The following is a 13817-nucleotide window of genomic DNA, read 5'->3' on the forward strand; positions in this document are numbered from 1 at the left end:
CCGCCTCCTGGTCGTCGGCGCCGGCCTCATCGGCGCCGAGACCGCCTCCACCGCCCTGCGCCTGGGCTGCGACGTCACCCTCGTCGACCCCGTGGCCGTCCCGCTCACCGCCGCCCTCGGCCACGACCTCGCCACCTGGGTGCACGACCTGCACACCCGGCACGGCGTCAGGACACTGCGGACCGTCGTGGAGGCGTTCACCGACCGCGGCGGCGCCGGGATCGAGGCGCGCCTCGCCGACGGGAGCCCGGCACGGACCTATGACGCCGTCCTGCTGGGCGTCGGCATGGTGCCGCACACCGCGCTCGCCGAACAGGCCGGACTGGAGACCGACCGCGGCATCGTGGTCGACACCGGCCAGGTGACCTCCCACCCCGCCGTCCTCGCCGTGGGCGACCCGGCGCGGACCCGCCGGCCCGACGGCACACTGCTGCCCCGCACCGAACACTGGGAGGCCGCGGAGGCCGACGGCGCCCGCGCCGCCGCCACCGTCATCGGCACCCCGCCGCCCGCCGCCACGGCGCCCTGGTTCTGGACCGACCGGCACGGCCACCACATCGAGGCCGTCGGCCGCATGGCGTCCGCGACCCGGACCGTGACCAGGGGCTCCTTCGACGACCCGGCCTTCGCGGTGTTCGGCCTGGACGACGGGCACGTCGTCGCCGCGGCCGCCGTCGACGACTCCGCCGCCGTACGGGCCGCCCGCCGGATGATCGACCGCCGTACCCCCGCCGACCCCGACCGCCTGGCGGACCCCTCCGTCAACCTGCGCGCCCTGCTGCGCGGCTGACGTCCCGCAGGGCGGAACAGCACCTACCGACAGCATGCGCAGAAGGGATCGAATGACCCCGTGAGCACGAGCACCGAACCCGCCCGGTCCCGCGCGGGAGCACGGGCCGACCGCGACACCCACTTCGAGGTCGAGCAGTTCTACTACGAGGAGGCCGACCTCCTCGACGCCGGCCGCTTCACCGACTGGCTCGACCTGCTCGCCGACGACCTCGACTACTGGATGCCGACCCGCACCAACCGGCTCCGCCGCCAGCAGGCACTCTCCGTCGCCGCGCGCGGCGAGGCCGCCTACTACGACGAGACCAAGGAGAGCCTCGCCTGGCGCGTGCGCCGCTTCGACTCCGGCATGGCCTGGGCCGAGGACCCGCCGTCCCGCACCCGCCACCTGGTGACCAACGTCCTGGTCCGCCACATGGACCCGGCACAGGACCCGGACTTCACCGAGGACGACCTCCAGGTGCGCTCCGCCTTCCTCGTCCACCGCAACCGCCTGGAACGCGAGGAGAACCTCTTCGCCGGCGGCCGCACCGACGTCCTGCGCCGCACCCCCGACGGACTGCGGGTCGCCCGCCGCACCATCCTCCTGGACCAGAACATCCTCCAGGCGAAGAACATCTCCACCTTCTTCTAGACCGTCCGCCCCGCCCCCGCACGCGGACGGCGCCCGCACCACCCTCCTGCCACCCACTGCCGACGGGAACTCCTGTGACCGACCTCCCCCTCAAGCACCACCGTGTGACGACCTCCCTCGGCGAGATCGCCGTCGCCGAGACCGGGCAGGGCCCCGTGCTCGTCATGCTGCACGGCGGCGGCCCCGGCGCCTCCGGTGTCAGCAACTACCACCAGAACCTCCCCGAACTCGCCCGCCACTTCCGCGTCCTGCTGCCGGACCAGCCCGGCTTCGGCGACAGCTACCGCCCCACCGAGGAGGACCTCGACCAGCGGTCCATCACCGAGATCACCACCGACGCCCTCTTCCAGGCACTGGACTCCCTCGGCGTGCGGACCTTCCACCTCCTCGGCAACAGCCTCGGCGGCGCCGCCGCCCTCGCCATGGCCCAGCAGCGCCCCGACCGCGTCACCCGCCTGGTGCTGATGGCCCCCGGCGGCGGCTGGCTGCCCTTCGGCCCGACCCCGACCGAGGGTCAGAAGGAGATGTTCCGCTACTACAACGGCACCGGCCCCAGCGAGAAGAAGATGGGCGCGTTCATCCGCACCATGGTCTTCGACCACAAGCAGTTCGGCGCCGACGTCGTCAAGGCCCGCTACGAGTCCTCCCTCGACGAGAGCCACATCGCCTTCTACCACCGCTACAACGCCGCGTTCGCCCGGCGCGGCGGCATGGACCCGCTCTGGCGCGACCTGCACCGGATCACCGCGCCGACCCTGCTGCTGTGGGGCCGCGACGACCGCACCATCACCCTCGACGGCGCCCAGCTCATGCTCAAGCAGATACGCGACGTCCAGCTCCACGTCTTCGGCCGCTGCGGCCACTGGGTGCAGCTCGAACGACAGCGGGAGTTCGAGCGGCTGGTCACCGGCTTCCTCACCGAGGAGGCGGCATGAGCCGCGGCTGGCTGGACGGATACGCGGCACTGATCACCGGAGGCGGCTCCGGCATCGGACGCGCCGTCGCCGAACGCTTCGTCGCGGAGGGAGCGTGTGTCACCGTCCTCGGCCGCGACAAGGCACGCCTCGACGAGGTCGCCCACGCCTCCGGGGCGCCCGAGCGTTTCCACACGGTCGCCGCCGACGTGCGCGACGCCGAGGCGCTGCACGCGGCCGTCGCCGCGACCGTCGACCGCTTCGGCAAGCTCGACACCCTCGTCGCCAACGCGGGCGTGTGGGACTACCAGCGCCAGCTCACCCGCCTGACCGCGGACGCCCTCGACAGCGCCTTCGACGAGGTGTTCTCCGTCAACGTCAAGGGCTACCTCCTCGCGGCCCAGGCGGCCTGGCCCGAACTGGTCAAGAGCCGCGGCAGCATCGTCATGACGCTGTCCAACGCCTCCTTCCACGTCAACGGCGGCGGCCCCCTCTACACCGCCAGCAAGCACGCCTGCCTCGGCCTGATGCGCGAACTGGCCTACGAACTGGCCCCCAAGGTCCGCGTCAACGGCGTCGCCTGCGGAGGCATGAACACGGACCTGCGCGGCCCGGAGTCCCTCGACCTGTCGGAGCGCTCCCTGTCGGCGTCGTTCGCGAAGAAGGGGCCCGGCGCCCCGCCGCCGCCCATTCCGCTGCACGACTCCAGCACCGACCCGCGCGACTTCACGGGACCGTACGTCCTCCTGGCCGCACGCGACCAGAGCGGCCCCATCACGGGCCACGCGATCTCCGTCGACGGCGGGATCGGCGTCCGTGGCTTCGCCACCGCCGCAGGCGGCGACCACCTCTGAGCTCACCGAGGAGCCCACCGTGACCACGCCCCACCCGCACAACTCCGGCGCCGCGGTCGACCTGAACGCCGCCACGGCCGTCGCCCGCAACGCCCGCTACCACGCCGACGCCGTCGTCGTCGACTACCCGGGAGGCGACCTGACCTACCGGCAGCTCGACGACAAGGCCGCCCGCCTGGCCGGCGTCCTGACCGACGGCGGCGTCCGGGACGGCGACCGCGTCGCCTACCTCGGGCTGAACAGCGCCGCCTTCTTCGTCACCCTGCTCGCCGCCTTCCGCGTCGGCGCGCTGTTCGTCCCGGTGAACTTCCGCTTCGCCGACCCCGAACTCGCCCAGGTCCTGGAGAGCAGTGGCGCCACGGCCCTCGTCTGCGAGGAGGGCCACCGGGCGGCCGTGGACCGCGTCCGCGACCGGACCGCCCTGCGCCGCTTCCTGCTCGTCGACGACGACCCCGAGATCCCGGCCGCCCCCGCGCAGGGCTGGGAGTGCTGGTCGTCCCTCCTCACCGCGGCCGCACCCGCCCCCGCCGCCGTGGCCCGGCAGGCCGACGACCCGGCCGTCCTGATGTTCACCTCCGGCACCACCGGGGCGCCCAAGGGCGTCGTCCTGACCCACGGCAACGCCTGGTGGAACTCCGTCAACGTCGAACTCCGCCTCGACACCCGGCGCGGCGACACCACCTACGCCGCGGCACCCCTGTTCCACATCGGGGCGCTCAACAGCTTCGCACTGCGCGCCCTCACCCGGGGCGGCACCGTGGTGGTGCGCCGCGCCTTCGACCCCGAGCAGTGCGCGGACGACCTGGCACGGCTGAGGATCAACTCCCTGTTCGGCGTGCCGCAGATGTTCACCGCCCTGGCCCGCGTCCCCGGCTTCTTCGCCCGGGACCTCGGCCACCTGCGGGCGGTCGTGGTCGCGGGCGCCCCCGTCCCGCCCTCGCTGGTGCGGCAGTACGCCGAGGGGGGCGTCCTGCTCCAGCAGGCGTGGGGGCTGACCGAGACCGCCCCGTTCGCCACCCACCTCCCGGCGGAACGCACCCTCGACAAGACCGGCTCGGCCGGCATCCCCATGCCCCACACCGAGGTCCGTGTGGTGGACGTCGTCACCAAGCGGCCCGTCCCCGCGGGCACCCGGGGCGAGATCGTCGTCCGCGGCCCGAACGTGGCCGCCGGCTACTGGAACGACCCCGGGGCGACCGCGGAGGCGTTCGACGCGGAGGGCTGGTTCCACTCCGGGGACATCGGCTGCTTCGACGAGGACGGCTTCCTCTACGTCGTCGACCGCCTCAAGGACATGATCATCAGCGGTGGGGAGAACGTGTACCCCGCCGAGGTCGAGCAGGCCCTCGCCACCATGCCGGGCGTCCTGGACGCCGCCGTCGTCGGCTTCCCCGACCCGAAGTGGGGCGAGACCGTCGTCGCCGTGATCTCGGTCGCCGAGGGCACCCGGATCACCCTCGACGACGTGCGCGACCACGCGGCCCGCCACGTGGCCCGGTACAAGCTGCCCCGCCGCCTCAAGCTCGTCGACGTCGTGCCCCGCAACGGCTCGGGCAAGCTCGACAAACCCGCCGTCCGGCACCTCGCCGCCGAGGAGGAGTGACGTGATCCCCGTACCTCCGCTGCCCGACGTCCACCTCGCGCCGGGCTGGCGGACCGAGACCCGGCACCGCACCCGCCACGCCCAGGAGCTGCGGGTGACCGGCGCGCCGGGCAGCGCCGAGGTCCGGGTGGAGCGCTGCGCGGCCGGCCGGCTGCGCGACGCCTACCCCGTGGGGCTGCGCGACCTGGAGGTCCGGGTGGGCACCTGCGCCGAAAACGCCCTCCCGGACCTCCTGGCGGCACTGGCCGGCGCCCTCGGGACGACGGACCCGCGGTGCCGCCGCCTCGTCTTCGCGGCCCCCGCCGACGACCGGCCGCGCGTCACCGCGGCCGAGTCCGCGGGCTTCCGCCACGTCGTCGACATCGACCTCGACACCGGCGAACACACCCTGCTGACCTGGGAACCGGCCTGGGCGACCCGGTTCGACCCGGACCTCGACCGGGTGCCCGGCAGCTGAGGGGGGGCGTCGAGGCGCGGCCCTTCGTCACGCGGCCGACCGGGCGCGCGGCCCTGGCCCGATGACGGAACGGCGCGGCGCCGGCCGCCGCTTCCCGAGAACGCATCCAGAAACCGGCCAGATCCCTCTGCGAAGCTGCTGTGCCGAGGACCTGGTGATCGGTACGCGGGAACGGGGGCACGGCGGTATGCGCTGCGAGGAGCATGGAGCGGGATCCGCCGGCCACGGCGCCCGCGGTGTCTCCCCGGCCGCGGCGAAGCCCGCTCCCGGAGAGCGTCCCGCCGTTCACGGAGGCGGGTCCTCGGCGCCCGGGGCCGCCGGCCGATCCCTTCGGCGGCCCGTCCGGGTTCCTGCCGCCGCGTCCGCGCGGCGTCCCTTCCAGAATCCGAGAGTTGGGATGATCCATGCTTGACGGCTGCGTGCCATGGCCTGAGTCATTTTCCCGTGACTACAGGGCCAAGGGGTACTGGAACGACGAGGTTCTCGGCAGCCTGCCCCTGTCCCTCCCGGGCGCCGGGAACAGGGTGGCGGTGGTCACGGACACCCGCACCCTCACCTACGGCGAGCTGAACCGGGCGGCCGACCGCCTCGCCGCCGGCCTGCGCGGCATCGGAATCGGCGCCCGCGACCGTGTCGTGGTGCAACTTCCCAACGACGTGGAGATGGTCGTGCTGTGCACCGCCCTCTTCCGGCTGGGGGCCCTGCCGGTGTTCGCGCTGCCCGCGCACCGGACCTCGGAGATCACGCACCTGGTGAACGCCTCGGAAGCGGTGGCGTACGTCTGCGCGGACCAGGGGCTCGACTGCGACTACCGCACCATCGCCAAGGAGGTCTTGGAGGGCACCGGCTGCCTGCGGCACGTCCTCGTGGCCGGCGACCCGGGACCCTTCACCGCCCTGGCGGAGGTGGACGCGGACCCGGTGGACCTCCCGGCACCGGACGCCGAGGACGTGGCGCTGTTCCTGCTCTCCGGGGGCACCTCCGGGCCGCCGAAGCTGATCCCGCGCACCCACGCCGACTACACCTACCAACTGCGCCAGAGCGCACGGCTGTGCGGCTTCACGGCCGGCACCCGCTATCTGTGCGCGCTGCCCATGGGACACAACTTCGCCCTGGCCTGCCCCGGGGTGCTGGGGACGCTGCGGCTGGGCGGCACCGCGGTACTGGCCCCCGCGCCGACCCCCGAATCGTGCTTCCCCCTCATCGAGAGCGCCGGGGTGACGGTCACCTCGCTGGTGCCCCCGCTGGTGCCGCTGTGGCTCGACGCCGCCGGATGGACCGAACACGATCTGGGGTCCCTCGCACTCCTCCAGGTCGGCGGGGCCCGGCTCGGCCCGGCCACCGCGCGCGAGGTGCCCAGGACCCTGGGCTGCACCCTGCAACAGGTGTACGGAATGGCGGAGGGCCTGCTCAACTACACGCGGCTGGACGACCCGGAGAGCGTGGTCCTCCATACGCAGGGACGCCCGCTGGCCGCCGGTGACGAGATACGGGTGATCCGCGAGGACGGCGGGGACGCCGCGCCGGGGGAGGAGGGCGAGCTGTTCACCCGCGGCCCGTACACGGTGCGCGGCTACTACCGGGCCGAGGAACGCAACCGTACGCAGTTCACCGACGAGGGGTACTACCGCACCGGCGACGTGGTCCGGCGGACGGCGGCGGGCTACCTCGAAGTGGTGGGACGCGTCAACGACGTGGTCAACCGGGGCGGGGAGAAGGTACCGGCCCAGGAGGTCGAGGAGCATCTGCTCGCCGACCCGCGCATCGCCTCCGCCGCGCTGATCGGCCTGCCGCATCCCCACATGGGGGAGCAGACCTGCGCGTGCGTGGTGCCGCAGGACGAGCGGCGGCCGCCGACCCTGCGTGAGGTGCAGGCCGGTCTCAGGGACCGGGGGATCGCGCCGTACAAACTGCCGGACCGGCTGGTGGTGCTCGACGAGATGCCGCTGACCGCCGTCGGCAAGACCGACAAGCGGACGCTCAAGTCCCGTCTCCAGGAGTCCGGTTACGCGTCGTGAACACCGGGGCGGGGACGGAGCGCCCGGTGGCGCGGCGGTACGGCGCGGAGGCGTGACGACGCCCGGTCCGCGGGAAGAGGCTCCGGTCCGGCAGGTCGCTCTGGCGGGTTGGAGCCTCACCGGTATTGCCTTCGGGACCCGCTGCCGACGTCACGCACGCGGTCCGGTTCACCGGGAACGTCCGCGCGCAATGGCCCGCGGGGAACGGCTCCGCTTTGCCCGCCGGCCGCCGGTTCTTTTTCCCCTCCGCCAGGCCCGTGGAACGGATTGCCGTGTTCCCGGAACTTGAGGGCGAACTCCGTAAGGAAAACAGCGGAGTCGGGGTGGCGCGCACAGTAAGTATACGCGTAGACAAAGTGCTCGCGCGTCGGTAGCATGACGCCAAATCCCGACGCTGCCCTTAGGGGGTACCCACGCCATGAGCATTGCGGAACCGGTCGCCGGGCCACGGGACTCGGAGGTGAACACGCGGACCAGCCGCACCGAATCCCCTTCGGGGAACGCGACCGGTCACCCGCCGGTCGTCTCGTTATGTGCCGACCCCCGACGTGCGCCCGCGGGCGGTGCCGAGAACGGAGCCCGTCATGAGCGCTAGTCCGAAGCTTGCCAACCAGCGGGCGATTCTGCTGGTATGCCTGGCCGTGTTCGGTCTGATGACCGGACAGCAGATGGTGAACCCCATCCTCGCCCCCCTCGCGCGCGAACTCGGATTCAGCGAATTGGCGCTGGGGCTCGTGATGTTCGTCGGCGCGTCCGGGGTGGTGCTGGCCGGTTCGTTCTGGGGCAGGCGCGCCATGGCCTGGGGCCACCGCACCGTCCTGCTCATCTCGCTCGTGGGCGCGACGATCGGCCTGCTGGCGTTCGCGGTCATCGCGCAGATCGGGCTGACCGGCGGGCTCCCGGTGTCGGTGGCGTATGTGCTGGTCATCCTCAGCCGTGGCGTCGTGTTCGGCCTCGCCTGGGCCGCGACGCCGGTCACCGCGCAGTCCTATGTGGCCGACATGACCACCGGTGAGGCCGAACGCGTCCGGGGTATGTCCATCTTCAGCGCGGCGCAGGGCCTCGGCCTGGCCGTCGGCCCCGCCATCGGCGGACTGCTGAGCATCGCCGGACTGCTGCCCCCCATGTATGTGGCGCCGGCCATCCTGGCCGCGATCGCCGTCCTGGTCGCGATCAGCGTGCCGAAGCCTCAGGTCCGGCAGGAGCGTCCGAAGGCGACGAAGGTCAGCCCGTTCGACCGCCGCATGTGGCCCTTCCTCACCATCGGTTTCTGCCTGTACCTCGCGATGACCATCGTCCTGATGACGGTCGGCTTCCTCCTCCAGGACAGGCTGCACCTCGGGACGAACGAAACTGGGACGGTGACCGGCATGGTCACCCTGGCCGGTGCCGGGATGATCGTCATCGTCCAGGTCGTGGCCGTTCCACGCCTGGGCTGGCCCTCGCTCCGCTTCCTGCGGGTGGGCGCGATCCTGATGACCCTCGGCATGCTCGTCGTGGCCGTCGCCCCGACCGGACTCCTGATCGGTGTGGGTGTCGCCCTGCTCGGGACCGGCCTCGGGTTCGGTATGCCCGGGATCATGTCCGCGCCGAGCCTGCTGGCCACCCGGGAGGAGCAGGCGAGCGTCGCCGGGCTGGTCAACGCGGCCGTCGCCTTCACCTTCATGATCGGCCCGCTGGTGGGCAACGGCCTCTACGAGATCGGCCACACGGTCCCGTACTTCTTCGGCACGGTGATGCTGGCGGCCCTGGTCGTCTTCACGTTCACCCACCGGGGAGTGCGCCAGACGCCGCAGGCGCCGGCCGAGGCCCCGGCCGCGGAGGAGGCCGAACCGCCGCGCGTGCGGTAGGGGAGTCCCGTGGGACCTGGCCCGGCGCACGTCGCACCGACGCTTCCTCGGTGGCGGCGGTGCGGACGGCACCGGGCCAGGCTTCGTACGGGGAGAAGCGCGGCCCCGAGGGAATCGCGGGAGTCGCGGGAACGCCGGAAGGAGAGATTCCTTTTCGTCGCCGATTCCCCCTCCGGGTATCCCGCTGGTGAATCCTGTAGCTTCTCGGCGGAATTGATGTCCGGGCCTGTGTAATCGAGTAACGCATTGCAGGGAGTGGTTTGGGGGAAACGGAGAGGAGTGACGGGTGACCAGAAAAAACGCGACCGGGAAGGCTTAGTTTTCGTACACGTATGCTAGAGTGCGGGGTCCCAGTAGATGGAGGACCCGGGTGGGCATCGATGTATTGGTTCTCGACGACCTGCATTTGTCCAGAAGCGCGCTCACGGCATTACTTGAGCAGCGCGAGGAGATCAGGGTTACCGGATCGGTGGGCGGTCATCTCGCCGCGCTGGAGTTCGCCGAGTTGCAACAGCCCGACGTGGTGATCGTCAGTTTCGGCGGCAGGGACGGGGAAACCGTCGAGATGGCCGAGAAGATCGCCACCCTTCCGGCGTGCCGGACGCTGTTGCTCGCCACCGCGTGCCCCCGCTCCGTGGTCCGCAGAGCCTTCACCGGCGGGATCGACGGCATGGTGCGGCGCAGCGATCCCCCTCGCCGCCTCTTCGAGGCCATTCATCTGGTGCACCAGGGCGAGCGGGTCTTCGACGCGGAGATGACGGTCGCGGCACTCGTCAACGAGGACTGCCCGCTGACCGCACGGCAGCTGTCCGTACTGGAGCACCTCTCCCGTGGTGACACGGTGGTCGAGATCGCGGCACGGCTGTGCCTGTCCGAAGGGACCGTGCGCAACCACGTCTCGTCCATGGTGGTGAAACTCGGCGCACGCAACCGCATCGACGCGCTCCGTATCGCCCGGAACGCGCACTGGATCTGAATATCCGGCGGCCGGCGTGATGGACAACGGCCGCGGACCGGTATGCGCGTCCGCCGTCCTTCCCCGCCCCCGGAAATGACGGGGCGTTATCGCGATGCATCGCATTTCGGCCGGGCCCGGCATACGCCGGGAGGCCGGCACCGGTTTTCCTCTCGGCCGGGCAGGGTCCTTGAACCCTGCCCGGCCTTTGGCTTTCCCGGTCCGTCCGTGCAAAACGCACGGGGACGAATGTGAAGTGAATCTGTCGTGAAGTGATCTGCGGCTGTTAATGTCCGTAGCGCTTCCCGGGATGCCGGTAGAGGGCTGACGGATCATTCGTTGTGGCATGCGCCGTTCATCGGTGTGTGCATTTCATTCGGGGGACATGGGTCATGTCGCAGAGCACCGCAGTCGCACCCACGCCGTGGGAGAAGGTGGCGGATTCCATCGAGTTCATTCCCGCCGAGTACGCCAGCAGGACCCGGCCGGAATCCGTGGCGCGGGAAATGCTCGGCTGCGCGCCGGCGGACATCGACACCCTTGTCGGCGCGGGGCTGCCCTTCGAGGACCGTGACGGAGTACGCCACTTCGACATGAACGACCTGTACAACCTCGGCATGTATTCCCGCAGAACCACGACGCAGCCGGAACTCGCGTTCCGTATGCTCTTCCGGTTCGCCGGCCGACCGGTCGACGACCTCCTGCGGACGAAGTCCTGGGACTTCCGGGTCACGATGGAATGCGGCGACTGCGCCGGGGCCGCGCCATGGCACTTCGAGGGGCCCGACGTCGTCCGGTTCGGCGGAGACCTCACCGACGTGACGACACCGGCGGCGAGCGCGGGATCGGCCCGGTACGCGGCGACGGTCACCACGACCGGCGCCCGCACGGCACTGGTCTCACCGGAGCTGCGACGGCTCGTCGGCGCGTACCTGGACGCCGGGTACCGCTGGCAGATGATCCCCGTACCGATGCAGGCCGACCACGAGCTGGTCCACTCCCTCGGCGCGACGAGCTGCATCGCGGCGAGCCTGTTCCTGGCCGAGCGTTTCCGCGCGGCCGGCTACCGGGCCGAGGCGAAACGCGGCTGGTTCTGCGGCGTCCTCGGGGGCGCCCTCGACCTGCCGCACGCCTGTGTCGAGGTCGAGGACGACGACGGCGCGCTCAGGACCGTCGACATCGCCAAGGCACAGCTGGCCGCGCGGCTGCCGGCGAACACCGGGGAATTCCAGGAACTGTGCCTCGGGTCGGTCTACAACAAGGTGATCCCGTCCACCGCCTCCGGTAACGCGTCCTTCGTCCGTCACGAATGTGGTTCACCGCTGCCGGTCCAGGTTCGCACGGACATCCGGTCGGCACGCCGAAGCTGAACCCTCGAACCATACTGTTGGGAAGGGCGAGTGAAAGTGGCAGTACGCGAAATCCAACCGGTCGTACTCGAACTGGACCGGTTGGAGAAGCTGGCGGCATCCGGCTACTACAACCCGTACACGATGTTCGACTGGCCCGACACCATCGACCCCGGCCTGCCGTGGATGAGCGAGAGCCTGACCACCCTGGCCGGCACGCCGATGTGGGACGAGCTGACCCGCGAACAGCAGATCGCACTCACCAAGTACGAGGCCATCAATTTCTTCAGCCTCAACATCCACGGCATCCGCGAGCTGATGAGCGAAGTCGTGATGCGCATCCACGAACGCACCTATGCGGACGTCTCGGAATTCCTCCACCACTTCATCGGTGAGGAGAACGAGCACATGTGGTTCTTCGCGCAGTTCTGTCTGCGCTACGCCGGCAAGCTGTATCCCGCGCAGCCGACGCTGAAGGCCGGTTCCGTGGACCATCTGTCGAAGGTCGCCCGCGAACTCATCGTGTTCGCACGGATCCTCATCTTCGAGGAGATCGTCGACCACTACAACGCGCACATGGCGACCGACCCCACGCTGCCGCCCATCGCCCGCGAGATCAACCGGGTGCACCACCAGGACGAGAGCCGCCATGTCGCCTTCGGCCGGATGGTCTTCACCCATCTCCTGGGCCAGGTCGCCGAGCGCGACCCGGACGAGGTACCGGTGGTCGCCGCATACCTGGAGGACTACCTCCAGTACAGCATCGGGACGCTCTACAACCCCGCCGCCTACCGCGACGCGGGCATCCCGGACGCCCTGGCGCTGCGGCGGCGCGCGCTGGAGCACCCCGCCCGGGCGGCGGCCCACGACCAGGTGCTGAAGCGCACCAGGAAGTTCCTCACCAAGGCCGGCGCCGGCAGGGAGCTGATCAAGTGACGACCGACCCCCTCCAGGCCGTCCGGGCCTTCATCCTGGGCCGCAACCCCAAGCTCGACCAGCTGCCCGACGACCTGGACCTGATCGACAGCCGGGCCATCAACTCCCTCGCCTTCGTCGAGTTCATCTTCCTGCTGGAGGAGCTGACCGGCGAACCCATCGACCCGGAGGACGTGGACCTGGACGACTTCCGCACCCTCAAGGCGCTGGAAGCGCGATTCTTCACGAAGGAAGCGGCATGACGACCACAGCGACCGACAACGGTCTGGGAGTTCTCGACGACGGCCAGCTGCGGCTGCTGAGGGCGATCGACGCGGTGTTCCTGCGCCTCGCCGCACGCTGGGACGCACCGGAGTTCCGGTTCCCGTTCCTGCTGCGCTGCGAGGACCTCGACACCTTCGACTACTACGACAACTTCCCCCACCTGGGCCTCGCGGCGACCCGGCTCGACCCCGGGCGCCTGGGCGCCCTGCTGACCGAGGCGCCCCGCCCGCTCGACCGCATCCCCACCAAGGCGATGGAACCGACCGCGTTCGCACTGCCCTCCGCCGCGTGCTACGCGCTCTACCTCCACATGGAGGGCGCGGTACTGCCGCCCGAGGGGACGATGCGCACCACGGTCGGCACCTGCTTCCGCAACGAGGACCACTACCAGGGCCTGCAACGGCTCCTCGGCTTCTCCATGCGGGAGATCGTCTGCGTCGGACCGGAGGACGCGGCGAAGGACCACCTCGTCCGCGCCAAGGACGCCGTGACGACCCTGTGCGCCGAACTCGGCCTGGACCTCCGGCTGGAGGTCGCCACCGACCCGTTCTTCGACAAGAACGGCAGCAAGGCGATGATGCAGCGGGTGTTCCCCGTGAAGGAGGAGTTCGTCGTCAACGGCCTGGCGATCGGCTCCGTCAACTACCACCGGAACTTCTTCGGCGAGCGCTGCGCCATCCGGGCCGGCGACACCACGGCGCACACCAGCTGCCTCGCCTTCGGCCTCGAACGCTGGGTGCACGCCCTGACCGACCGGTTCGGCAGCACCGCGGCCGCGGTGGCCGCGGTCGAGGACCTGGGCTGATGCGCGCGACGACGGCGGCGACGCTCGGCCTGGACGTCGGCCTGCTCCAGTCGGGCATGGGCGGCGTGGCGGGCGCGGAACTGGCGTGCGCCGTGTCCGACGCCGGCGCGGGAGGCTGCGCCGGCGGCTACAAGCTCCTGGACGCCCCCCTGTCGGCCCTGCTCGGCCGCCTCACGGCCGGCACCGACCGGCCCGTCGGCGTCAACCTCATCCCGGAGGTCGTCGGGCCGGACGACCTCGACCGCCAGGTGGGCCAGGTGCTCGACGAGACCCCCGGGCGCGTGTACCTGTCCTTCTTCGGCCTGCCCGACGACGCGGTCTGCGCGCGGACCGCCGCGGCCGGCCGGCGCCTGGTGATCCAGGTCGGCACCGTCGAGGACGGGGAGCGC

At 71.1% G+C, this 13817-nt stretch carries 14 protein-coding genes; all 14 read left to right on the forward strand.

The genetic code is table 11. The features are described 5' to 3' along the window. On the forward strand, window positions 1-790 hold a 790-nt coding region (locus AC51EU_RS18720), incomplete at its 5' end, for an FAD-dependent oxidoreductase (RefSeq protein ID WP_496268136.1). A 60-nt stretch (window positions 791-850) separates the two neighbouring features. Next, a complete protein-coding gene (locus tag AC51EU_RS18725; RefSeq protein ID WP_496268137.1) occupies window positions 851-1423 on the forward strand; it encodes a 3-phenylpropionate/cinnamic acid dioxygenase subunit beta in 573 nt (190 codons plus the stop codon). A 74-nt stretch (window positions 1424-1497) separates the two neighbouring features. After that, entirely contained in the window at window positions 1498-2358 is an 861-nt protein-coding gene (locus AC51EU_RS18730; RefSeq protein WP_496268138.1) for an alpha/beta fold hydrolase, read from the forward strand. After that, complete coding sequence (gene hcaB / locus AC51EU_RS18735; RefSeq protein WP_496268139.1) at window positions 2355-3191, forward strand: 3-(cis-5,6-dihydroxycyclohexa-1,3-dien-1-yl)propanoate dehydrogenase; 837 nt, start codon at window positions 2355-2357, stop codon at window positions 3189-3191. Before AC51EU_RS18730 ends, hcaB begins: the two co-directional genes overlap by 4 nt. A gap of 19 nt (window positions 3192-3210) precedes the next feature. Then, entirely contained in the window at window positions 3211-4794 is a 1584-nt protein-coding gene (locus AC51EU_RS18740; protein WP_496268140.1) for an acyl-CoA synthetase, read from the forward strand. 1 nt (window position 4795) lies between these two features. Continuing rightward, window positions 4796-5251 carry a hypothetical protein gene (locus AC51EU_RS18745; RefSeq protein WP_496268141.1) on the forward strand — a complete coding sequence of 152 codons (456 nt, stop codon included), beginning with the start codon at window positions 4796-4798 and terminating at the stop codon, window positions 5249-5251. 404 nt (window positions 5252-5655) lie between these two features. Next, window positions 5656-7269 (forward strand): (2,3-dihydroxybenzoyl)adenylate synthase, encoded by a 1614-nt coding sequence (locus tag AC51EU_RS18750; protein WP_496268142.1) that lies wholly within the window; start codon window positions 5656-5658, stop codon window positions 7267-7269. 584 nt (window positions 7270-7853) lie between these two features. After that, window positions 7854-9119 carry an MFS transporter gene (locus AC51EU_RS18755; RefSeq protein ID WP_496268143.1) on the forward strand — a complete coding sequence of 422 codons (1266 nt, stop codon included), beginning with the start codon at window positions 7854-7856 and terminating at the stop codon, window positions 9117-9119. A 370-nt stretch (window positions 9120-9489) separates the two neighbouring features. After that, a complete protein-coding gene (locus tag AC51EU_RS18760; protein ID WP_496268144.1) occupies window positions 9490-10095 on the forward strand; it encodes a LuxR C-terminal-related transcriptional regulator in 606 nt (201 codons plus the stop codon). Between the two features lie 371 nt (window positions 10096-10466). Beyond that, a complete protein-coding gene (locus AC51EU_RS18765; protein ID WP_496268145.1) occupies window positions 10467-11444 on the forward strand; it encodes a hypothetical protein in 978 nt (325 codons plus the stop codon). A gap of 36 nt (window positions 11445-11480) precedes the next feature. Then, a complete protein-coding gene (locus AC51EU_RS18770) occupies window positions 11481-12359 on the forward strand; it encodes a diiron oxygenase (RefSeq protein WP_496268146.1) in 879 nt (292 codons plus the stop codon). Further along, window positions 12356-12601, forward strand: a complete 246-nt coding sequence (locus AC51EU_RS18775) for an acyl carrier protein (protein ID WP_496268147.1) — start codon at window positions 12356-12358, stop codon at window positions 12599-12601. The genes AC51EU_RS18770 and AC51EU_RS18775 overlap by 4 nt, the downstream gene beginning before the upstream one ends. Then, window positions 12598-13428, forward strand: coding sequence for a class-II aminoacyl-tRNA synthetase family protein (locus AC51EU_RS18780; RefSeq protein WP_496268148.1), 831 nt, complete (start codon window positions 12598-12600; stop codon window positions 13426-13428). The genes AC51EU_RS18775 and AC51EU_RS18780 overlap by 4 nt, the downstream gene beginning before the upstream one ends. Beyond that, the coding region (locus tag AC51EU_RS18785; RefSeq protein ID WP_496268149.1) for a nitronate monooxygenase at window positions 13428-13817 on the forward strand (390 nt) is incomplete at its 3' end. The genes AC51EU_RS18780 and AC51EU_RS18785, both read left to right, overlap by 1 nt.

It is taken from the genome of Candidatus Streptomyces philanthi, assembly GCF_059553635.1.